General features: G+C 54.4%; 18 protein-coding genes, 1 tRNA gene and 1 pseudogene. 15 read left to right on the top strand and 5 right to left on the bottom strand.

From position 1 onward, the window contains the following. Positions 1 to 69: 69 nt before the first annotated feature. Complete coding sequence (locus tag FKM52_RS05795; protein WP_141175260.1) at positions 70 to 414, top strand: colicin E1 family microcin immunity protein; 345 nt, start codon at positions 70 to 72, stop codon at positions 412 to 414. Positions 415 to 431: 17 nt separating this feature from the next. Here FKM52_RS05795 and FKM52_RS21905 read toward each other — a convergent pair whose 3' ends face one another. Together FKM52_RS21905 and FKM52_RS05805 are read right to left on the bottom strand one after the other, a co-directional pair. Continuing rightward, entirely contained in the window at positions 432 to 1,703 is a 1,272-nt protein-coding gene (locus FKM52_RS21905; protein WP_141175261.1) for a colicin-like pore-forming protein, read from the bottom strand. A 643-nt stretch (positions 1,704 to 2,346) separates the two neighbouring features. Beyond that, entirely contained in the window at positions 2,347 to 3,204 is an 858-nt protein-coding gene (locus FKM52_RS05805; RefSeq protein ID WP_141175262.1) for a hypothetical protein, read from the bottom strand. Positions 3,205 to 3,565: 361 nt separating this feature from the next. Between FKM52_RS05805 and FKM52_RS05810 the strand changes: the two genes are divergently transcribed. The 7 genes from FKM52_RS05810 to dmsD all read left to right on the top strand — a co-directional run bounded on the left by FKM52_RS05810 (position 3,566) and on the right by dmsD (position 9,997). Continuing rightward, complete coding sequence (locus FKM52_RS05810) at positions 3,566 to 4,177, top strand: DNA-binding protein (protein ID WP_141175263.1); 612 nt, start codon at positions 3,566 to 3,568, stop codon at positions 4,175 to 4,177. After that, positions 4,174 to 4,404 (top strand): hypothetical protein, encoded by a 231-nt coding sequence (locus FKM52_RS05815; protein ID WP_141175264.1) that lies wholly within the window; start codon positions 4,174 to 4,176, stop codon positions 4,402 to 4,404. Before FKM52_RS05810 ends, FKM52_RS05815 begins: the two co-directional genes overlap by 4 nt. A gap of 12 nt (positions 4,405 to 4,416) precedes the next feature. Then, the gene (locus FKM52_RS05820; RefSeq protein ID WP_141175265.1) at positions 4,417 to 5,184 is read left to right on the top strand and encodes a hypothetical protein; all 768 of its coding nucleotides are present in this window, start codon (positions 4,417 to 4,419) and stop codon (positions 5,182 to 5,184) included. Positions 5,185 to 5,417: 233 nt separating this feature from the next. Continuing rightward, positions 5,418 to 7,856 (top strand): dimethylsulfoxide reductase subunit A, encoded by a 2,439-nt coding sequence (gene dmsA / locus FKM52_RS05825; RefSeq protein ID WP_141175266.1) that lies wholly within the window; start codon positions 5,418 to 5,420, stop codon positions 7,854 to 7,856. Positions 7,857 to 7,866: 10 nt separating this feature from the next. Continuing rightward, the gene (locus tag FKM52_RS05830; RefSeq protein WP_141175267.1) at positions 7,867 to 8,484 is read left to right on the top strand and encodes a DMSO/selenate family reductase complex B subunit; all 618 of its coding nucleotides are present in this window, start codon (positions 7,867 to 7,869) and stop codon (positions 8,482 to 8,484) included. Position 8,485: 1 nt separating this feature from the next. After that, entirely contained in the window at positions 8,486 to 9,340 is an 855-nt protein-coding gene (locus FKM52_RS05835; protein WP_141175268.1) for a dimethyl sulfoxide reductase anchor subunit family protein, read from the top strand. A 42-nt stretch (positions 9,341 to 9,382) separates the two neighbouring features. Then, entirely contained in the window at positions 9,383 to 9,997 is a 615-nt protein-coding gene (gene dmsD / locus FKM52_RS05840) for a Tat proofreading chaperone DmsD (protein WP_141175269.1), read from the top strand. 418 nt (positions 9,998 to 10,415) lie between these two features. Here the strand turns inward: dmsD and FKM52_RS05845 are convergent. Then, positions 10,416 to 10,503: transfer RNA gene (locus FKM52_RS05845), tRNA-Ser, on the bottom strand. 228 nt (positions 10,504 to 10,731) lie between these two features. Between FKM52_RS05845 and phoA the strand changes: the two genes are divergently transcribed. Continuing rightward, on the top strand, positions 10,732 to 12,141 hold the full coding sequence (phoA, locus tag FKM52_RS05850; RefSeq protein ID WP_141175270.1) for an alkaline phosphatase: 1,410 nt from the start codon (positions 10,732 to 10,734) through the stop codon (positions 12,139 to 12,141). Positions 12,142 to 12,359: 218 nt separating this feature from the next. Here the strand turns inward: phoA and msrA are convergent, their stop codons facing one another. Both msrA and FKM52_RS05860 read right to left on the bottom strand, forming a co-directional pair. Beyond that, entirely contained in the window at positions 12,360 to 12,899 is a 540-nt protein-coding gene (gene msrA, locus FKM52_RS05855) for a peptide-methionine (S)-S-oxide reductase MsrA (RefSeq protein ID WP_141175271.1), read from the bottom strand. Between the two features lie 245 nt (positions 12,900 to 13,144). Beyond that, the gene (locus FKM52_RS05860; protein WP_141175272.1) at positions 13,145 to 14,341 is read right to left on the bottom strand and encodes an MFS transporter; all 1,197 of its coding nucleotides are present in this window, start codon (positions 14,339 to 14,341) and stop codon (positions 13,145 to 13,147) included. A 95-nt stretch (positions 14,342 to 14,436) separates the two neighbouring features. Here FKM52_RS05860 and FKM52_RS05865 point away from each other — a divergent pair, with 95 nt between their 5' ends. From FKM52_RS05865 to flhC, 6 genes and pseudogenes are all read left to right on the top strand, one after another. Next, positions 14,437 to 15,393: a LysR family transcriptional regulator gene (locus FKM52_RS05865; protein ID WP_141175273.1), complete on the top strand. Its 957-nt coding sequence runs from the start codon at positions 14,437 to 14,439 to the stop codon at positions 15,391 to 15,393. 96 nt (positions 15,394 to 15,489) lie between these two features. Next, positions 15,490 to 16,173, top strand: a complete 684-nt coding sequence (locus FKM52_RS05870; protein WP_141175274.1) for an SOS response-associated peptidase family protein — start codon at positions 15,490 to 15,492, stop codon at positions 16,171 to 16,173. A 329-nt stretch (positions 16,174 to 16,502) separates the two neighbouring features. Beyond that, positions 16,503 to 17,296, top strand: a pseudogene (gene otsB, locus FKM52_RS05875) (trehalose-phosphatase). Then, entirely contained in the window at positions 17,293 to 18,729 is a 1,437-nt protein-coding gene (otsA, locus tag FKM52_RS05880; protein ID WP_141175276.1) for an alpha,alpha-trehalose-phosphate synthase, read from the top strand. The pseudogene otsB and the gene otsA overlap by 4 nt, the downstream one beginning before the upstream one ends. Before the next feature lie 1,108 nt (positions 18,730 to 19,837). After that, positions 19,838 to 20,185: a flagellar transcriptional regulator FlhD gene (flhD, locus tag FKM52_RS05885; RefSeq protein ID WP_141175277.1), complete on the top strand. Its 348-nt coding sequence runs from the start codon at positions 19,838 to 19,840 to the stop codon at positions 20,183 to 20,185. After that, a complete protein-coding gene (flhC, locus tag FKM52_RS05890) occupies positions 20,185 to 20,763 on the top strand; it encodes a flagellar transcriptional regulator FlhC (RefSeq protein WP_141175278.1) in 579 nt (192 codons plus the stop codon). Before flhD ends, flhC begins: the two co-directional genes overlap by 1 nt. Positions 20,764 to 20,828: the final 65 nt, after the last annotated feature.

Genomic DNA, 20,828 nt, shown 5'->3' on the forward strand with positions numbered 1-20,828 from the left:
AGCTGATCCGCATGCCTTTTCTGTGATAAATTCCGGAGATACTGTGGAATAAGAGGCGAGGAAACTGCCATGACAAAAAGCGTTTACTGGAAAAGTCAGTTATGGGGCATACCCTGTTTTTTGCTTTCTCTTTACTACGTGTTCCGGTTCCATGAGCGCTTTAATTTAAGCACAGAACTGTGTGTAATCATCGCCGTCCTCAGCCTGATACTTTATCCCTTCAGCAAATCCGGCCTTGAGAAACTGGCACTGCAATTCACCAGCCGGGAGTTCTGGCACAGGGGGTTATTTGTCGACACTGTTGGCAAAAACCCCATCTGTGTACTGTATTACATGTTGTGCTTTGTCATTGCTCTGCCGGTTGGTCTGATATATCTGATAACCGGCCTCAGAAGAAAACGCAAGGCTGTCTGACAGCCTTGCATATATTTTTAGATCCCAACGGCTTTGTTAATTTTTTCCATCAGTTTTTCATCAACAAGAACGCTGACCAGCGTCATCATTAAGGCATACCCAAATATACCTAACGGCGTACCCAGCATAATACTGTAACTGAATGCGGTTAATGCCGTTGCGGCCATTCCGGCTCCATAGGTTTCCATCTTGACCAAAAAAGGCCGGAAATTTTGCGATTCAACAGCTTTCGGGAGTTCAACAATGAAAATATCATAAAAATCAATCGCCTTACCCGTGTAGCCGAATGCTTTACTGAAATTTTTCAGATTACTGGCTATCTGGTTACGATCCAGGGCCCTCAGGGTTTTGGTAATCGCCTCCCGATCTTTGGCGCCGAATTTTTTATTCAGTTCATTATTGTATTTATTAAATGCCTTCAGAGCCTCCTCAGCATTTTTTAATTTTTTTCCTTTTGCAGATTCTGCCAGCTCTCTGGCAGCATCTGCATACTGGTCACCGAATTTTTCCGTCAGCTCTTTATAGAAGTTAGCTGTGGTTTTCATGGCGGCCTGGACAGCTGCCTGCTCTTTTTTCTTTTCCTCTTCTTTTTTCTTTGTGTCCTCAACCTTTTTTTTCTTTAACATAACGTCGTTCCACGCAATTTTTACGCGGTCAAGATAATTAACCAGCCGGTTCTTTTCCTGGATTTCTGCACTGAACTTTGGCGTAACTTCTTTTTCCCATTGTTTAATAAGAAAAGGACCTGTAGTTGAAATTGCTAAGTCAATCATATCGTAAGGCTTACCAATAAAGTTTTTTAACTTATTTTTTGTCATGAAATTCAGGAATGTATTTTCAGTATCTGCATGCTTGCTGACTACTGCCTGCTGCGATGTATTCATCAGGTCTATATTAATTTTCAGGGAATTCACTGCATCCTGTAAATCATTGATGAGAAAACTGAGTGCAGGATTGGAAAACATCCCGTTACTTTTCAGTTCACTAATCAGTGCATTAGCTTCATCCCTGAGCCTGGAGGCCTCCTTCGGGCAGTCTTTTTGCGCCTGCTCCAGTATCTGGTCAATTTTTTTTCTTCCTTCATGCAGGGAATATAATGCGTGGAAGGGAAGTTTTTTGGCATCATAAGCAACCGCACCTGCACCTTGTGGTGCGGGATTCATCCCCGGCCAGTTGACGAAAACCGAAGGATTAGACGCAGGTTTAAGTGGGCCATGCGTTATCGTAATAATAACAGCACCATCAGAGGTATAGGGTATACCATTTACATAGTAGGCAACATTCGCCATAATATATATCCTTACTTATTTAAATTTCAGAAATTATTAGTCACTTATATATTCAGTAAAAAACACAAAACCGCTTACGGTTGCTATTCATAGTTTTTCCATATCTGCCCCTCCTGTTTCTTTTTTTCATAAACTGTCTTCATGTGAAAAAGTCACCTTCCCTGCTTATGAGCATATAAATGGCAGCCAGACGTAAATTATTTTTCCTGACGCATAATGCGGCCTGAATGATTTAATGAAAATCTGAAATAATTATTTATAAATCAAACTTGTTAGTTAACCAGTAAATAACAAGCATCAGGATACTAATAATTTTATCGACATAATATTTAGACAAAATTTGATTAAACCCACCGGGCATCATTAACATACAGTATTATCCTGTTTAATAAAAATGGCTTCGCCGCTCATATATTTGGGATTGTTCCCGATAAGATATCTTTATCCCTGCCGGATTTCTCACCCGGTCAGCTGAAACGCGGATATATAACGAAATCAGTATTCATGATTTAAAAGTATCACGCAGTTTTTTCGACTCTTTCTGTCATATAAAACTTTCAGCGCACGCGAAAAAGACAACGTATAATTTTTTTTGGCTTTGCATGCCCGGGCAAAGTGATGAGCCAGACTGAACATCTCTGATTTATTCAAGTTTTCCTCCCTGAACCAGCGAAAAGTTTTTAGTTTTTCCGGAGGCCAGGCTCCTGCTATTAATCCAGCGCCCTTTCATAAAAATCATAAAAGATATTTGATATACCCTCCGGACGAATTCAAGGCTAACAAAAAATATTGCGTAATAAACAGGCGGCTTTTTTTTACGAGCGTGTACGCAAAATAACTTTTCGGGAAAGACAGGAGGATGTAGAAACGGATCTGTTCGGTACCTAATAATATTATGGCCTTTTCTAATAACCTGAACACTCCTGATGGCATTATTAACCAACCCGGCGTCAACCGGACCGGCACCAGCCCAGCTATTATCAGCTACTACTTGCCATCCTCCGGCAGGTGTGTAGCCATTAACAAACTCATCAACGGTTATTTTACTTTCTGGAATAATTGCTCCTGACTGATTAAGAGGATGGCCTGTATCAATATCACCAACTGCCCCTATATGGCCAGGAGCTTCAACCCCCATAATGAAACCGACCAGGCCAACTTTTTTGGCCTGATCCGCGTTAATTCCGTCTATAGTAACTGCCATCATGCCTGAAGGAGAAATACTCCCCAGGATCATTGTCGCTGCGGGATTCATTAATCTTGCAGCACGCAAAATACCTACCAACTTCTGTTTAATTTTCGGATCACGCTGAATGGCTGAAATCTGCTGGCTTAGCGAACTGCTGCTGGTAGTATCGCGTTGGCCACCACTATTGCCGTTTCCTGATCCGCCCCCCCAGTTTACGCTGCTGTTTTTTCCGGTCTGCTGGTTCTGATTACCACCGGTCCCGCCCATATAGTCACCGGCGGTTGGCCCATATCCACCAAGTTCTTTAGACATTAAAATTCCTTTTTTATATTTAAAACAACAAATTAAATAAATAACTGTATATATATACAGTATTAAGCTACACCCCATTTTTTTCCCTGTCAAGAATGTGGGTTTATGTCGTGCGAATATAAGCAAAGCTGGTCAGTTAACAGGTTTATTTTTGTCATGTTTGACGCTTCGGTTATGCCAGAAAACGGATCTGAACGGGAAAATCAGTACGCTGTGTATGTAGGGTGCGTACTGTATGTATAAAATGCACACTATGTATGATTTGTACTATATGTATTGTATGTATCAAATGTATTTCTTGTATTGTGTACATAATCCACGCAGGGTAAAATGGCACCAGACATTCTGAACGGAGCACCCCATGAGCACGCTTTCCGACGATACCATCCGACGCATTGAGAACGCCGCAGCCGCCCTCATTGCCGGCGGCAACCCGAACCCGACCAACGAGCAGGTCCGCCAGCACCTCGGCGGCGGCTCGCTGTCCCACATCTCCCCGGTCATGCGCGCGTTCCGCGCCCGGCAGCGGGAGCAGGCCGCAGAGCAGACCACGCCCCTGCCGGCAGAGCTGGCGCAGCTGCTGACCGGCCAGCTGGGACTGCTGTGGCAGGCGGCCGTCAGGCAGGCAGGCGCCGAAACCCTGGCGGCGCGCGAGCAGGCTGATGCGGATATCGCGCAGGCCGACCGGGAGCGGGATGAGGCCCTGGCGAAAGTGACATCCCTGGAGAGCGAGCTGGCGGTGCTGCGGGAGGTGGTGGCCGAACGTGACCGCCTGCTGCTGGACGTCCGGGCGCTGCGGGATGAGGCGCTGCCGCTGCGCGAGCAGGTGGCCCGCCTGACGGCAACCGGCGAACACCTGACGTCACAGCTGAAGGAGACGAAGGCGGAGCTGAAGGACTCCCGGGAAGAAAACCGCGCCCTGCAGGCCGAGCTGCTGACGCTGGCGCGGGCTGACGGGAAGGCGAAGAAATGAGAGCGGAAACCGAAGCCCGTGTGAAGGCTTTCCGCCGGGCGCCGGAGCTGGCTGCCGGTGAACGCTCCGGAGAGCCGGTACCTCCCGTCTGGCGTGACTTATTGACGGATTTCCCGGGCAGCTGCGGCGGGCTGGCCAGCCAGACGCTGGCTAAATATCTGAGGGAATACGGCAGCAACCTGCATCAGACGCCTGAAAGACTGCGCTGTATCTACGGGGATTTATAGGAGGACCGGATCATGCAGAAGGAAAGCAGGACAGATAAATGGTTGCGGACAGGATTCGTTCTGTTCCTCATCATACTGCTGCTCCTGATCATCTTTAACGGCACGGCGAAAACCAGCGACGTCAGTAACTGGATTATTGCCTTTGCAAACATCGTAATGGCTTACGCTGCCGTCAGGGCCTATCTCGCAGCACGACAATTCCTGTCAGAATTTTTTGCTCAGGAAGGGTATCGTCTGGCAATAGCTCTCATTAATGAAAATGTGATACATCTCGGTAATAAAAACCGATACACGATCGCAATAAGCAGTGCCCTGTGTTGCTGCAAAGAACTCCACAGTTTGCCTCACACGAGAGAGGGCAATAAAAAATTACAGTCAGCGCTCGTTTTGTTAACAAACCTGCATAAAGCCCATAAAAAATGGCTGAGCGACATTAATTCGCTGTTAGAAAGAATGGAAACCTACGGTATTTATCCGGCAGACAATAAAAAGGCTGCGTTAACCGGGGTAATTACCGCGCTGGATGAAATGCTTATGAATGGGGACAGCTTTATTGCTGTCCTGCGAAAGAACGCATGCGACTATAATAAGGTGGCCGATAAAGGGGTGAACATGTCCAAGCTCTTCTCAGCAGAAGAAATGGATGTCATGACCAAAAGTCTCGAAGAAATCACAACGCAATGGAACATGATGGTGAGTAACCGGAATGAGCTGCTGACCGGAGTGAGGCACGCCCGGGCGCTGTTTAAAGTCAGGGAATATGATTACAGTGAACCATAGACTTACCGGTCCGACTGAAAACGATCTGATTTTTTCTCTGCTATAAGAATGGCGTGAAAACGTAAGTTTTAGGATTTTTATACAACAATTAATTGATCTCAAATAATAATTCCTCACCTGAATACCGAATACTCCTTTCGTGTTACAGAAAAAATCTAATAAGAATCAAAGTCGTTATATCAATACATGCATAACGACAGCTAAGAAACTGTGAGCGATCAAAGCGAGTATCTATGAAAACAAAAAGTTCTGACGTTTTGCTGACGGCTGAAGTCAGCCGGCGACGTTTAATGAAAACCTCTGCGCTTAGTGGTCTGGCGATAGCCAGCAACGCATTTACCCTGCCTTTTACGCAGATTGCCAGGGCATCTGACACCTTTTCCCCAAAAAGCGAAACGACCATCTGGAGCGCCTGCACGGTGAACTGCGGCAGCCGCTGCCCGCTACGTATGCACGTGGTAGATAATGTTATCAAATATGTAGAAACCGATAACACCGGCGACGACGACTATGAAGGTCTGCACCAGGTTCGCGCCTGTCTGCGCGGCCGCTCGATGCGTCGCCGGGTCTACAATCCGGACCGCCTTAAGCGGCCGATGAAGCGCGTCGGCAAGCGCGGTGAAGGGAAATTCGCGCCGATCGGCTGGGATGAAGCCTATGACATCATCGTCAGCAACATGCAGCGCCTGATCAAAGAGTACGGCAACGAATCCATCTATCTGAACTACGGCACCGGCACGCTGGGCGGCACCATGACGCGCTCCTGGCCGCCGGGCGATACGCTGATCGCCCGCCTGATGAACTGCTGCGGCGGCTACCTGAACCACTACGGGGACTACTCTTCCGCACAGATCGCCGAAGGTCTGAACTATACCTACGGCGGCTGGGCGGACGGCAACAGCCCCTCCGATATTGAAAACAGTAAGCTGGTGGTGCTGTTCGGCAATAACCCCGGCGAAACCCGCATGAGCGGCGGTGGGGTAACATACTATCTGGAGCAGGCGCGAGAGAAGTCGAACGCGCGCATGATTATTATCGATCCGCGTTATACCGATACCGGCGCAGGTCGTGAAGATGAGTGGATTCCGATCCGTCCGGGTACGGATGCCGCGCTGGTCAACGCGCTGGCCTGGGTGATGATCGAAGAAAACCTGGTCGATCAGCCGTTCCTCGATAAATACTGCATCGGCTATGACGAAAAGACCCTGCCGGCAAGCGCGCCGAAAAACGGCCACTATAAGGCTTATATCCTCGGCCAGGGCGCTGACGGCATCGCCAAAACCCCGGAATGGGCGGCGCAGATTACCGGTATTCCGGCCGAGCGCATCGTCAAGCTGGCGCGTGAAATCGGCAGCACCAAACCGGTTTACATCAGCCAGGGCTGGGGCCCGCAGCGCCATGCGAACGGTGAAATTGCCACCCGCGCGATCTCAATGCTGGCGATCCTTACCGGTAACGTCGGGATTAACGGCGGCAACACCGGCGCCCGCGAAGGCTCCTACGAGCTGCCGTTTGTGCGTATGCCGACCCTGGAAAACCCGGTCGAAACCAGCATCTCCATGTTTATGTGGACCGATGCGATCGTGCGCGGCCCGGAGATGACCGCGCTGCGCGACGGCGTTCGCGGCAAGGATAAGCTGGATGTGCCGATCAAGATGATCTGGAACTATGCCGGCAACTGCCTGATCAACCAGCACTCTGATATCAACCGCACCCATGAAATCCTGCAGGACGACAAGAAGTGCGAGCTGATCGTGGTGATCGACTGCCATATGACCTCTTCGGCGAAGTATGCCGATATTCTGCTGCCGGACTGCACGGCGTCCGAGCAGATGGACTTCGCGCTCGACGCCTCCTGCGGGAATATGTCCTATGTGATCTTCACCGACCAGGCGATTAAGCCTTATTTCGAGTGCCGGACCATCTATCAGATGACCAGCGATCTGGCAAAACGCCTTGGCGTGGAGCAGCAGTTCACCGAAGGGCGCACGCACGAAGAGTGGATGCGCCATCTGTACCAGCAGTCGCGTGAAGCGATTCCTGAGCTGCCGACCTTTGAAGAGTTCCGCAAGCAGGGGATCTTTAAGAAGCGCGATCCGGAAGGGCATCACGTTGCCTATAAAGCGTTCCGGGAAGATCCGCTGGCCAATCCGCTGTCCACGCCGTCGGGTAAAATAGAGATCTACTCGCAGGCGCTGGCGGAAATCGCCGCCACCTGGGAGCTGCCGGAAGGCGATGTGATCGACCCGCTGCCGATCTATACCCCAGGCTTTGAAAGCCGCAACGATCCGCTAATCAAAGAGTATCCGCTGCAGCTGACCGGCTTCCACTATAAGTCTCGCGTTCACTCCACCTACGGCAACGTCGATGTCCTGAAGGCCGCCTGCCGTCAGGAGGTGTGGATCAATCCGCTGGATGCGCAGCAGCGCGGGATTAACAACGGCGATAAGGTGCGTATTTTCAACGGTCGCGGCGAGCTGCATATCGAAGCGAAAGTGACGCCGAGAATGATGCCGGGCGTGGTGGCGCTGGGGGAAGGGGCATGGTATGACCCGGACGCGCAGCGCATTGACCAGGGTGGCTGTATTAACGTGCTGACCACCCAGCGACCCTCTCCTCTTGCCAAAGGGAATCCGTCACATACAAACCTTGTTCAGGTTGAAAAGGTCTGAGGAATAGACGATGACAACTCAGTATGGATTTTTTATTGATTCCAGCCGTTGCACCGGTTGCAAAACCTGCGAGCTGGCCTGCAAGGATTACAAGGATTTGACGCCGGAAGTCAACTTTCGCCGCATTTATGAATACGCGGGCGGCGACTGGCAGGAGGATAACGGCGTCTGGCATCAGAACGTTTTTGCTTACTATCTGTCCATTGCCTGCAACCACTGCGAAGACCCGGCCTGTACCAAAGTATGTCCGAGCGGGGCGATGCACAAACGGGAAGACGGTTTTGTGGTGGTGGATGAAGAGATCTGCATTGGCTGCCGCTATTGCCATATGGCCTGTCCGTACGGCGCGCCGCAGTACAACGCCGTTAAAGGCCACATGACCAAATGCGATGGCTGTTACCACCGCGTGGCAGAGGGTAAGAAACCTGTCTGCGTGGAGTCCTGCCCGCTGCGCGCGCTGGACTTCGGCCCGATTGACGAGCTTCGCAAAAAACACGGTGGGCTGGCTGCGGTTGCCCCGCTTCCCGGCGCACATTTCACGAAGCCGTGCATTGTCATCAAACCGAACAGCAACAGCCGCCCGACCGGGGATACAACCGGTCATCTGGCAAATCCGAAGGAGGTCTGAAATGGGAAATGGGTGGCATGAATGGCCGCTGGTGCTGTTTACGGTACTCGGCCAGTGCGTCGTGGGCGCACTGATTGTGAGTGGGCTTAGCTGGTTTGCGATGAAAGACGATGCCGCCCGGCAACGTCTGGTTCGCAGCATGTTTTTTCTCTGGATGGTAATGGGACTGGGATTCCTGGCGTCAATCATGCACCTGGGGTCACCGATGCGAGCATTCAACTCGCTCAATCGCATTGGCGCATCCGCGCTAAGCAATGAAATCGCCGCAGGCTCACTCTTTTTCGCCATAGGCGGATTCTGGTGGCTGGTCGCTGTACTGGGTAAAATGCCGCTCGCACTGGGGAAAATCTGGCTGCTGGTTAGCATGGCGCTGGGAATCGTCTTCGTCTGGGCAATGACCCGCGTTTACCTGATCGATACCGTGCCGACCTGGCATACTGGCTATACGACGCTGGTGTTCTTCATGACGGTGTTGCTCAGCGGTCCGCTGTTCGCGGCGTTACTGCTACGGGCTTCCGGCGTCACTTTTAGCGGAACCATGTTCGCCAGTATCAGCGTGCTGGCGTTGCTGGTCAGCGTGGCGGTCGTTGTCCTGCAGGGTATGTCGCTGGCGACGATTCACAGTTCGGTTCAGCAGGCCTCTGCGCTGGTGCCGGATTACGCCTCCCTGCAGGTATGGCGTGTGGTGCTGCTTGCCGCCGGGCTGGGCTGCTGGATCTGCCCGCTGGTGCGTCGTAAAGAGCCGCATGTCACCGGCTTACTGTTGGGCCTGCTTTTGGTGCTTGGCGGCGAAATAATGGGGCGCGGCCTGTTTTATGGCCTGCATATGACCGTCGGTATGGCAGTGGCTGGTTAACAAATCGGTACGGGGAAACCCGTACCTTTCAGGACAATTTCTATGACAGAGTTTAACCCCAGTGATGATTTTTCCATGACGGCACGCGTACTTGGAGCGCTGTTCTATTACGCGCCGGACAGCGCGGAAGCCGCACCGCTGGTTTCAGCATTATCGACGGATGGCTGGCAAACGCAATGGCCGCTTCCGCCAGCCGTGTTGTCACCACTGGCAGCAGGATTTAAGAGCGGCAGTGATAAATCTCTGACAGAGGCCTTTCAGCGTTTATTTGTTGGCCCCTATGCCTTGCCGGCGCCGCCATGGGGTTCTGTTTGGTTGGATCGAGAAAACGTCCTGTTTGGGGAATCTACGCTGGCCCTACGTCAGTGGATGTATGACAACGGCATTCGCTTCGAAATTCAGCAGAACGAACCAGAAGATCACTTTGGAGCATTGTTGTTGATGGCGGCATGGCTATCGGAGACGGGGCGATACGGTGAATGCGAACAGTTGCTGGCCTGGCATCTTTTCCCGTGGTCATTCCGTTTCCTCGATATTTTTGTTGAGAATGCCGACCATCCTTTTTATCAGGCATTAGGTGAGTTAGCCCGTCAGACTCTGGCACGATGGGCATCGTGTTTGCTGCTCCCGGTGGCGGTGAAACCAATAACACGATAAGCCACAGGTTTTTCCCGTATCAGGACGAGTCAATGCAAACAAAAAAGCCTGAACTTTCGCTCAGGCTTTCTCGTTGAATAATGGCGGTGAGGGGGGGATTGACTCGCTGCGCTCGCCCTGCGGGCAGCCTGCGGCTGTCCAACCGCTGCGCGGTTGTCGGACCCGGCGGGGGTTCTCATCACCCCCCTGGCCGGTGCGCTATGCAAACAAAAAAGCCTGAACTTTCGCTCAGGCTTTCTCGTTGAAAAATGGCGGTGAGGGGGGGGATTGACTCGCTGCGCTCGCCCTGCGGGCAGCCTGCGGCTGTCCAACCGCTGCGCGGTTGTCGAACCCGGCGGGGGTTCTCATCACCCCCCTGGCCGGTGCGCTATGCAAACAAAAAAGCCTGAACTTTCGCTCAGGCTTTCTCGTTGAATAATGGCGGTGAGGGGGGGATTCGAACCCCCGATACGTTGCCGTATACACACTTTCCAGGCGTGCTCCTTCAGCCACTCGGACACCTCACCACATTGTCAGCTGCTACCGCTCAGGGTGGCAACGGGGCGCTACTATAGGGAGTTGCCCTGACAGGGTCAAGCACTATTTCCTTCATTTGTAACACCCGGTTAAGCCTTAACCATTAAAGCCACCGCACAAGGTCATAAAACTGCCATTAAGCGGTAAAAAAAAGATCACCTCACTGTCGCACACTGCTTCACACAGCGTTAATGCTGTTATTAACAAGGATTAAATGGATGAAAAAACAGCCTTTATTTGCCGTCTCGTTGCTGGCGGCGTTGGTGTGCGGTAGCGCCGCGGCGGAGATGTCTGCCATTACGCGCGCGGCGCAGGGCGATATTACCCAGTTCGGCGGCGCACGGCGCTTTAGCGGCGATCGGACCGAAGCGCTGAAAGCCTCGCTCAGCAATGCGCCAGCGAAAAACGTCATTCTGCTGATTGGCGACGGCATGGGCGATTCAGAGATCACGCTGGCGCGCAACTATGCGCTGGGAGCGGGCGGCTTTTTTAAAGGTATCGATGCGCTGCCGCTAACCGGTCAGTATACCCATTACTCCCTGGATAAAGAGACGCATAAGCCGGGCTATGTTACCGATTCGGCGGCCTCGGCCACCGCCTGGTCTACCGGGGTAAAAACCTACAACGGCGCGCTGGGCGTTGACGTTAACGGCAAAGATCATATGACCCTGCTGGAGATGGCGAAGGCGGGCGGTAAAGCGACCGGCAACGTCTCCACCGCCGAGCTGCAAGATGCCACGCCTGCCGCGCAGATTTCGCACGTTACCTCGCGGAAGTGCTATGGGCCGGAAAAAACCAGCGAACTCTGCGCCAGCAACGCGCTGGAAAACGGCGGCAGGGGATCGATCGCCGAGCAGCTGCTTGTCGCTCGTGCCGATGTCACGCTGGGCGGCGGCGGCAAAACCTTTAGCGAAACGGCGAAGGCGGGCGATTATCAGGGGAAAACCCTGCGCGAGCAGGCGCAGGCGCGCGGCTACCGGCTGGTTGAGGATCTCAACGGCCTGCAAGCGGTCACCGAGGCGAATAAGCAACAGCCGCTGCTGGGGTTGTTCAGCGCAGGTAATATGCCGGTGCGCTGGCAGGGACCAAAAGCGAGCTATCACGGTAACCTCGATAAGCCCGCCGTTACCTGCGAAATAAACGCGGAACGTCCCGCCTCTACGCCGACGCTGGCGCAGATGACCGATAAAGCGATTACCTTGCTCAGCAAGAATCCGCAGGGCTTTTTCCTGCAGGTTGAGGGCGCTTCCATTGATAAGCAGGATCATGCCGCTAACCCGTGCGGTCAGATTGGCGAAACGGTCGATCTGGATGAAGCGGTGCAGAAGGCGCTTGATTTTGCGCGTAAGGATGGCAACACGCTGGTTATCGTCACCGCTGACCATGCGCACTCCAGCCAGATTGTGGAAAACGGCACTAAAGCGCCGGGGCTAACGCAGGCGCTGAATACCAAAGATGGCGCAGTGATGACCGTCAGCTACGGCAACTCGGAAGGGGAATCACAGGAGCATACCGGCGCGCAGCTGCGTATTGCTGCCTATGGTCCGCATGCGGCCAACGTGGCTGGCCTGACCGATCAAACCGACCTGTTCTTTACTATCCGCGATGCGCTGGGCCTGCAGCCCTGATACGCCGCAGGCAATAGCGCGAGGCGCGTTGCCCTGCGGGCCACTACTGCCGCTTGTCAGCTTTGCGGCGGCAATGGCGCGTATGCAAAAACGCTAAAGAAAACTATCCTGCCGGCCCGGCGCGCGCCTTCTCCGCTGTGAGGCGCGTTGCCCTGCGGGCCGTCGCTGCCGTTTATCAGCGCCAGCGCGGCAGCAATGGCCCGTCACAGGCAGAAGATTCAGGAAGATGACTTCACGCGATTAGCGAAGCTTTTGCGCAGCTTCTGCAGCTTGGGCGGAATCACCGCCAGGCAATAGCCGTTACGCTGACCGGCGCCTTCCCAGTAATCCTGATGGTAAGCTTCCGCCGGATAAAACTCTTTCAGCGGTTCGATAGTGGTGACGATAGGATCGCTGTGATCCTGCTGCGCGCGGGCGATAGCCGCTTTAGCCTCAGCTTCCTGTTCCGCGTTAGCCGGAAAAATCGCCGAGCGGTACTGGGTGCCGATATCGTTGCCCTGACGGTTAAGCTGGGTGGGATCGTGGGTCGCAAAGCTGATATCCAGCAGATCGCCATAGCTAATCTGCTGCGGATCGAAGCCGATGCGGATCGCTTCGGCATGTCCGGTAGCGCCGCTGCATACCTGCTCATAGCTGGGGTCAGGGCGCGCGCCGCCGGTATAGCCGCTTTCTACGGATACCACGCCGATAAGATCTTTAAATACCGCTTCGGTGCACCAGAAGCAGCCGCCCGCAATTACCGCATATTCGATTGCCATTGTTCTATTCTCTCCGGAAGGATGGTGAAGCGTAGTGCTGCATCCTCGCATAACCTGCGGTTAACGAGCAAATAACCCCGCTCTTTCTGTTCAGCAAAACAGCTAACAGGAGAAACTTTCATGTTACATCAGCCGTCTGGCTGAGAGCGGCGCCGATCGTTGTGGCCGCCTTACCGGGCGCTGCGGGGGAAAAGGGAAGAGCGACTGTATGCCGCTACTGATAAAAGTAGCGGCAGAAAGCGGAATTAACGGCTGTTCAGGCGAATCGCAAGGCCGCCTGCCGCCGCCAGCGTTGCCAGCGCGACTACGCCGTTCCAGCCCGCCAGCGCCAGCGCATGGCTGCCCAGCGCCGCGCCGCTCGCCATACCGATAAATACCACGGTAAACATCACCGCGTTCAGGCGGCTGCGCGCTGCCGGATCCAGGCTGTAGATCAGCGTCTGGTGAGCAATCAGCGTCGCCTGCAGACCCAGATCGAAACCGATAGCGGAGATAACAATTACCGCCATCTGCGCCGGCGGTGACAGCAGCGGCATAACAAACATCAGGGCAAAGGAGAGCGTGACCAGCGCCGCGCCGATGCGTGTTACCTGGTTTGGGCCGCGGCGATCGGCAATCGCCCCGGCAATCGGCGCCGCCAGCGCGCCCGCCGCGCCCGCCAGGCCAAAGGCGCCCGCGCTGGCGCTGCCGAGGTGATAACGCTCCGCCAGCATCAGCGCCAGCGTTGACCAGAAGGCGCTAAAGGCCACCGACAGCAGACCCTGCGCCAGCGCCGCACGGCGCAGCGGAGCGTGACGCAGCCAGAGCTGCCCCAGCGAACGCAGCAGCGCCAGGTAAGAGAGGCGTGAACCAGGCGTAAAGCGCGGCAGCGCCTGCCAGATGGCGAGGGTGATTATCAGCACGCCGAGGGCGGCGGCACTATAGACGCTACGCCAGCCAAACCAGTCGGCAACCGCGCCGCTGATCACCCGTGACAGCAGAATTCCCGCCAGCAGGCCGGTCATTACCGTACCGACGGTTCTACCGCGCTGCTGTTCGCTGGCAAGCGTTGCCGCCGCCGGAATAATATCCTGCGCCACGGTGGCCGCCAGCCCCATCGCCAGGCTGGTTAGCAGCAACATGCTGAAGGTGCCGCTCAGGCTGCAAAACAGCAGAGTCAGCGCCAGCAGCAGCCCCTTCAGCAGAATGATATGGCGACGATCGTAGCGGTCGCCAAGCGGCGTCAGAAACAGAATGCCGAGCGCATAGCCGAGCTGGGTCAGCGTCGGCACCAGGCCGGTATCGGCGATGCTGGCATGAAAGCTGCCGCCCACCGCGCCGAGCATCGGCTGGCTGTAATAGATAGAAGCCACGCTCAACCCGGCGCCGCTCGCCAGCAGGAACTGCGTGCTGCGCGACAGGCCGCTGGCGTCAGCGGTAGAAGAGGGCAGTGAAAGCGACATGAGGATCTCTCCAAAAGCGAATGTGCGGCTATTTTTCGCTTTCGCCAGCGCAATGGGTAGCCGTCGCCGGGGTAAAACTGTTATACGTAATACGTATGAAAGAACCAAACGCTATCGGTACAGACCGTATAACGCTGTTGCATACCTTTGTGCGCATCGTCGAGAGCGGCAGTCTCTCCGCCGCCGCACAGCAGATGCAGACCAGCCAGCCTACCGTGAGCCGGCGTTTACAGACGCTGGAGCAGCTGCTTGGCGCGCGTTTAATTCAGCGCACCACCCACCATATGAAGCTGACCGACGATGGCGAGCGCTGTTATCAGCATGCGCGCCGCCTGACGGAGCAGTGGCTGCTGCTGGAGGACGATCTGCAGGCCGTCAGCGATGAGCCGGTCGGCGTGTTAAGGGTACGCGCGCCGCACGCCTTCGGTCAGGATCAGCTGATTGCGCCGCTGGGCGATTATCTGCGCCGCTATCCGCTGACGCGCATTGAGTGGACGCTGAACGATCATACGCCCGATTTTATTGCCGAGGGCATCGACTGCGCCATCCACGTTGGCGAGGTTACCGATCCGTCGGTGGTCGCCATTCTGCTGGCCGAGGTGCCGCGCATTGTGATCGCCGCGCCCGATCTGCTGGCGCAGTTTGCGCCGGTGCGTCAGGTGGCGGACTTAACGCAGCTGCCCTGGCTGGCGCTGCGCATTTTCTACAGCAATGAGGTGATCCTTAACGATGCGCGCAGCGGCGAACATTTCCAGTTTCCGATTACGCCGCGCCTGAGCAGCGACAGCCTGTATGCGGTGCGGCGTGCTGCGCTGGACGGCCTCGGCGCGGCGATGGTCTCCGCCTGGGTAGTAAAGGAAGATTTGCAGGCGGGACGTTTGCAACAGCTGACGCCCGGCTGGCAGGCGCCGCCGCTGCCGGTTTATCTGCTCTATCCCTACGCCAGCTACTATCCGGCGCGCCTGCGCCAGTTTATCGCGCTGATGCGCGAAGTGATGCCGCGTATCACCGGCACGCAGCCGCCCAGCCGCCAGCCGCGTCCGGCGCCCTGAAGCTTAAAAAACGGCGTACGCTGCGCGGCGAATTATGCTTATTCCGCTCCTGTCGCGTTACGCGCCTTCTATACTCTCTGATATTAAGGAGGCGCTATGTGCGGACGCTTTACTCAAATTCAGTCGCGTGAGGCCTGGCTGTCGCTGCTTGAGGGGCAGGCGGAGCGCGCTATTGCCTGGGATGAACAGCCGACAGGGCGCTATAACGTCGCGCCTGGCAGCAATGTGCTGCTGTTGAATCATCGTGACGACGCGCTGCATCTCGATCCGGTGTTCTGGGGCTATGCGCCGCCGTGGTGGCATAAGGCGCCGCTGATTAACGCGCGCGGCGAAACTGCGGCGGAGAGCAAAATGTTCCGTCCGCTCTGGCAGCATGGGCGCGCCGTTGTGATGGCGGACGGCTGGTTTGAGTGGAAGCGTGAAGGGGATAAGAAACAGCCTTACTATATCTTTCATCGTCGACGGCAGCCGCTGTTTTTCGCCGCCATCGGTCAGGCGCCCTATGGGCAGGCGCATGAGAAAGCGGGCTTTGTCATCGTTACCGCCGCCAGCGATCGCGGCATGGTCGATTTGCACGATCGGCGTCCGCTGGTGCTGGAGGCGGATGCGGTCTGCGCCTGGCTACATCCTGAAACCTCAGCCCGCCGCGCCAGCGAGCTGGCGCAGCAGGCGGCGATGGATGCGCAGCAGTTTAGCTGGCACCCGGTCAGCCGGGCGGTGGGCAATCCACATCATCAGCAGCCGGAGCTGGTGGAACCTGTTGACGATCCGCTTTGCTGAGGTTGAAAAACCTGTCGGTCCGGAAAAATTCAGTCAATTCTGAAAATGTCCGCCTGCCTGGCGCAGGTGGAATTCGCGTCTATACTGAGTTGTTACGATGTTCGCAAGAAGTGATGCGAGATGGGCAGTCGGTCACGCGCCGACGAACAACAGGTTAACTCAGGGGAGAGTCGTCATCGTTCGCTATCCAGCATTACGCCACTCATCTCATTCAGAAGCGCCGTAAACCTGCCCACGTTCGCCTCCTTCCGCTGCGTCAAACCGTTCTCTGTTCGTTGCCATCCCAACCCGATAGCGCAACGGACGTGATTCAAAGCCGGAGGAAGAGCGTGACAACCGTAGCAGCAGAACAAGCAACATTACCCTCACTGAGCGGCGGCCTCTACGCATTCTTCTTTGATGTTGACGGCACGCTGGCGGCGATTCAGCCGCGTCCCGATGAAGCCTTTATTCCTGAGCCGGTGCGGCAAACGCTGCAGGCGCTGTATCGTCTGAGCGGCGGCGCGCTGGCGCTGGTATCGGGGCGGCCGATTCACGAACTGGATATGCTGGCTGCGCCGCTGCGCGCGCCCGCCGCCGGGGTACACGGCGCCGAACGCCGCGATGCCGGCGGTGAGTTACACCGCATTTCCCTGCCCGCCTCGCTGGGGCAGGAGCTGAGCGATACGCTGCACCAGGCGATGGCGCAGTGGCCCGGTACGCAGCTGGAGACTAAAGGAATGGCCTTTGCACTGCACTATCGCCGCGGCGAGCAGTATGCGGACCAGGTCATGCAGCTGGCGGAAAGGCTGGTTGCCCGCTATCCGGAGCTGGCGCTGCAGCCCGGTAAATGCGTGGTGGAGATTAAGCCACAGGGCGTGGACAAAGGAGCGGCAATCCAGGCTTTTATGGGAGAAGCGCCGTTTGCCGGACGTATTCCGGTATTTATTGGTGACGATTTGACGGATGAAAAAGGATTTCTTGCGGTCAACGCGCTGCAGGGCATCTCCGTCAAAGTCGGTGAAGGCTCAAGCCAGGCGCGCTATCGCCTGCATGGGGTAAATGAGGTTCACGCCTGGCTGGAGCAGATTAAATTACAACTAGAGCAAGACGAAACAACGTCGGTAAGGAGTCAAGGTTATGAGTCGCTTAGTGGTCGTATCTAACCGTATCGCGGTGCCAGATGGTTCAAAAGCCAGCGCTGGCGGATTAGCGGTCGGCATCCTCGATGCGTTGAAAACGACAGGAGGATTATGGTTTGGCTGGAATGGCGATATCAGCGCCATCGAAGAAGAAGACAACGATGACCTTGATATCATCAAACATGAAGGCATTACCTACGCCTCTTTTCCGCTGAATCAGAACGACTATGATCTTTACTACTGTCAGTTCTCCAACACGGTTATCTGGCCCGCCTTCCACTACCGTCTCGATTTAGTTGAGTTCCAGCGTGAAGCCTGGGACGGCTACTGCAGCGTAAACGAACAGCTGGCGCAGCGTCTGCTGCCGCTGATTGAGCCTGACGATATCCTGTGGATCCATGATTATCACCTGCTGCCGTTTGCCGCCGCGCTGCGTAAGCTGGGCGTGAAAAATCGTATCGGTTTCTTCCTGCATATTCCTTTCCCGACGCCGGAAATCTTTAACGCGCTGCCGCCGCATAACGAGCTGCTGGAAATGCTGTGCGATTACGATCTGCTTGGTTTCCAGACCGAAAACGATCGCCTGGCGTTCCTGGAAAGCATGGCGCTGCTGACGCCGCTGCAGGAGCAGGGCGAGAAGCGCCATCGCGCCTTCGGCCGTACTTTCGCTACCGAGGTTTATCCCATCGGCATCGAGCCGGACAGCATTAAAGAGATGGCGGAAGGTCCGCTGCCGCCGAAGATGGCGGCGATGAAGCGCGAGCTGGGCGATGCGAAAAATATTATCGCCTGTGAGCGTCTTGACTACTCCAAGGGGCTGCCGGAACGTTTTCTGGCCTATGAGGCGCTGCTGGAGAACTACCCGCAGCACCGCGGTAAAATTCGTTATTCGCAGATAGCCCCGACGTCGCGCGGCGACGTGCAGGCCTATCAGGATAACCGTCATCAGCTGGAAACCGAGGCGGGGCGCATTAACGGTAAATATGGCACCCTCGGCTGGACGCCGCTCTATTATCTCAACCAGCATTTCGATCGTCGCCTGCTGATGAAAATTTTCCGCCTGACCGACGTGGCGCTGGTTACGCCGCTGCGCGACGGCATGAACCTGGTGGCGAAAGAGTATGTCGCGGCGCAGAATCCGCAAGATCCTGGCGTGCTGGTGCTGTCGCGCTTTGCCGGCGCGGCGAACGAACTCACCTCCGCGCTGATCGTTAACCCTTACGATCGCGACGAGGTGGCGGCGGCGCTGGATCAGGCAATCACCATGCCGCTTGAGGAGCGCGTCTCCCGCTATAACGATATGATGGCGGTGCTGCGTAAAAATGATATTTCCCACTGGCGCGAAAGCTTTCTGAAAGACCTGCGCGCGATTACTCCGCGTAGTGAAGATCGTGCGGCTGGCGATAACGTGGCGACTTTGCCGCGTCGCGCCTGATCCCTTTGCGCTCGCCTGTCGACAGGGAAGTCGACGGCGTTTTATTGTGCTGGCGCGCTTTAACGCGCTGACGTTATCCTGTCTGGTAGGTTCTCTGTTATTTCCCCTTTGCCTTGTCGCTTTTTTTCGCCATGCCGGCGAAGGTTGCGGAGGTCCGTCGCGCTGGCCTGCGTTAAATCATCGCCTGCGTGGTGCGTCGACCGCAGAATATACTGTGATTGCGCTGATTAATCCGGGTGAAATAAAAAACGCCGCCTGATGCTATATGCGCATTTTTTGCGCAGTCGCTGTGCTTTCTAATAAAACTGCCGCGTAATTAATAAAGCATTGCGGCTCGCTGCCGATAATTGTGGCGCACGCCTGTCGGGCGCAAAGAAAACATTCATATCTCTAATGTCACAGATAGTTACATCTGCTGATGCCCTTCATACACTGTCTCTTCACTGTTAACAAACCGTTGTCAAAACGCCGCAATTTTACCCGGAGGGCGCCGACAGCAGATTCCTCTTGCCCGGAAACTATTTTACTAAGTGATTAATATCGCAACGGCTTTGCTGTGTTCATTGCAGCAGGAAATGCTGTTTTTACAAAAATTGACAGATGTTAATTTCAGGTGAATGGCGGGTGACCGCGCACAGAACGGGTATCGCCTGAAAAGCGTACTTATGTGAATTTATTGTTTAATTTTAGATAAAAATTTAGCAAAAAATGGCTTTATTGGTTGCGTTGTGCACTATTCACAAGCGTTACTGATGGATTTTTTAGCGTGATTTGCCTTAAAAGTGTGATGTGGATCACATTTTATCTAAAATTTTACCTGTCGCTCGTTGTATGTGGAAATCAGAGGGGATACATTTGCACGGCTTTCAGAATAATCTTAAAAAACTGTAAGCGAACGTCACGGAAGAGAATGAGAACTCAGGTAATAGCTGGTCATAATGACCTGACTGTTATTGATTCAAAATCCTGGTAGGACGTAAAACCAGTGCGACAGACATTGGGCTTCGTTTCTGCCTTTTTTGCCATCTTTAGATTTACCAGCCAGCAACCAAGCATGCGGTAGCCATTCCGCACAGTTAAAAGTAGTGTTAGTCAGGATGGAAAAAGAATGGGCACATCCGAATTATTAAAACATATTTACGATATCAATTTGTCATATTTGCTGCTTGCACAACGTTTAATTAACCAGGAAAAAGCTTCTGCAATGTTTCGCCTTGGTATTGATGAAGCTATGGCTGATACGCTTTCTCAGCTGACGCTGCCAGAGATGGTTAAACTGGCGGAAACTAATCAGCTGGTATGTCAGTTTCGTTTTAACGATCACAATATTATTAACCGCTTAACGCAGGACTCTCGTGTGGATGATTTACAGCAGATCCATACCGGGATTTTATTATCCAGCCGCTTATTACGCGATGCCGCCAGAGATGAAGCGCCGAAAAAGAGGGCGGTATAATGAGCGAAAAAAGTATTGTTCAGGAGGCGCGCGATATTCAGCTGGCGATGGAGCTGATTACGCTTGGCGCGCGTTTACAAATGCTGGAAAGCGAAACTCAGCTTAGCCGTGGGCGCTTAATTAAATTATATAAAGAGCTGCGCGGCAGCCCGCCGCCGAAAGGCATGTTGCCGTTCTCTACCGACTGGTTTATGACCTGGGAACAGAATATTCACGCCTCGATGTTCTGCAACGCCTGGCAGTTTCTGTTGAAAAGCAAGCTGACCAGCGGCGTGGATGCGGTGATTAAGGCCTATCGCCTCTATCTGGAACAGTGCCCTCAGTCAGATGACGGCCCGCTGCTGGGGCTGACCCGCGCCTGGACGCTGGTGCGCTTTGTGGAAAGCGGCATGCTGGAACTGGCCGACTGTAAATGCTGCCGCGGCAGCTTTATCAACCATGCGCACCAGCCGCCGGGCAGCTTCGCCTGTAGCCTGTGCCAGCCGCCATCAAGGGCGGTAAAAAGACGTAAACTTTCACCAGAGAGTGCCGATAACATTTCACAACTGCTGGATGAACAGGTTAAACGCGCCGTTTAAGATTGTTCGCATTGTGGAATGACATCCAGCAGCGGTTTTTAACCGCTGCTTTTTTTTTGCCTCCA

The organism is Mixta tenebrionis (assembly GCF_006517625.1).
Taxonomy (GTDB): Bacteria; Pseudomonadota; Gammaproteobacteria; order Enterobacterales; family Enterobacteriaceae; genus Mixta; species Mixta tenebrionis.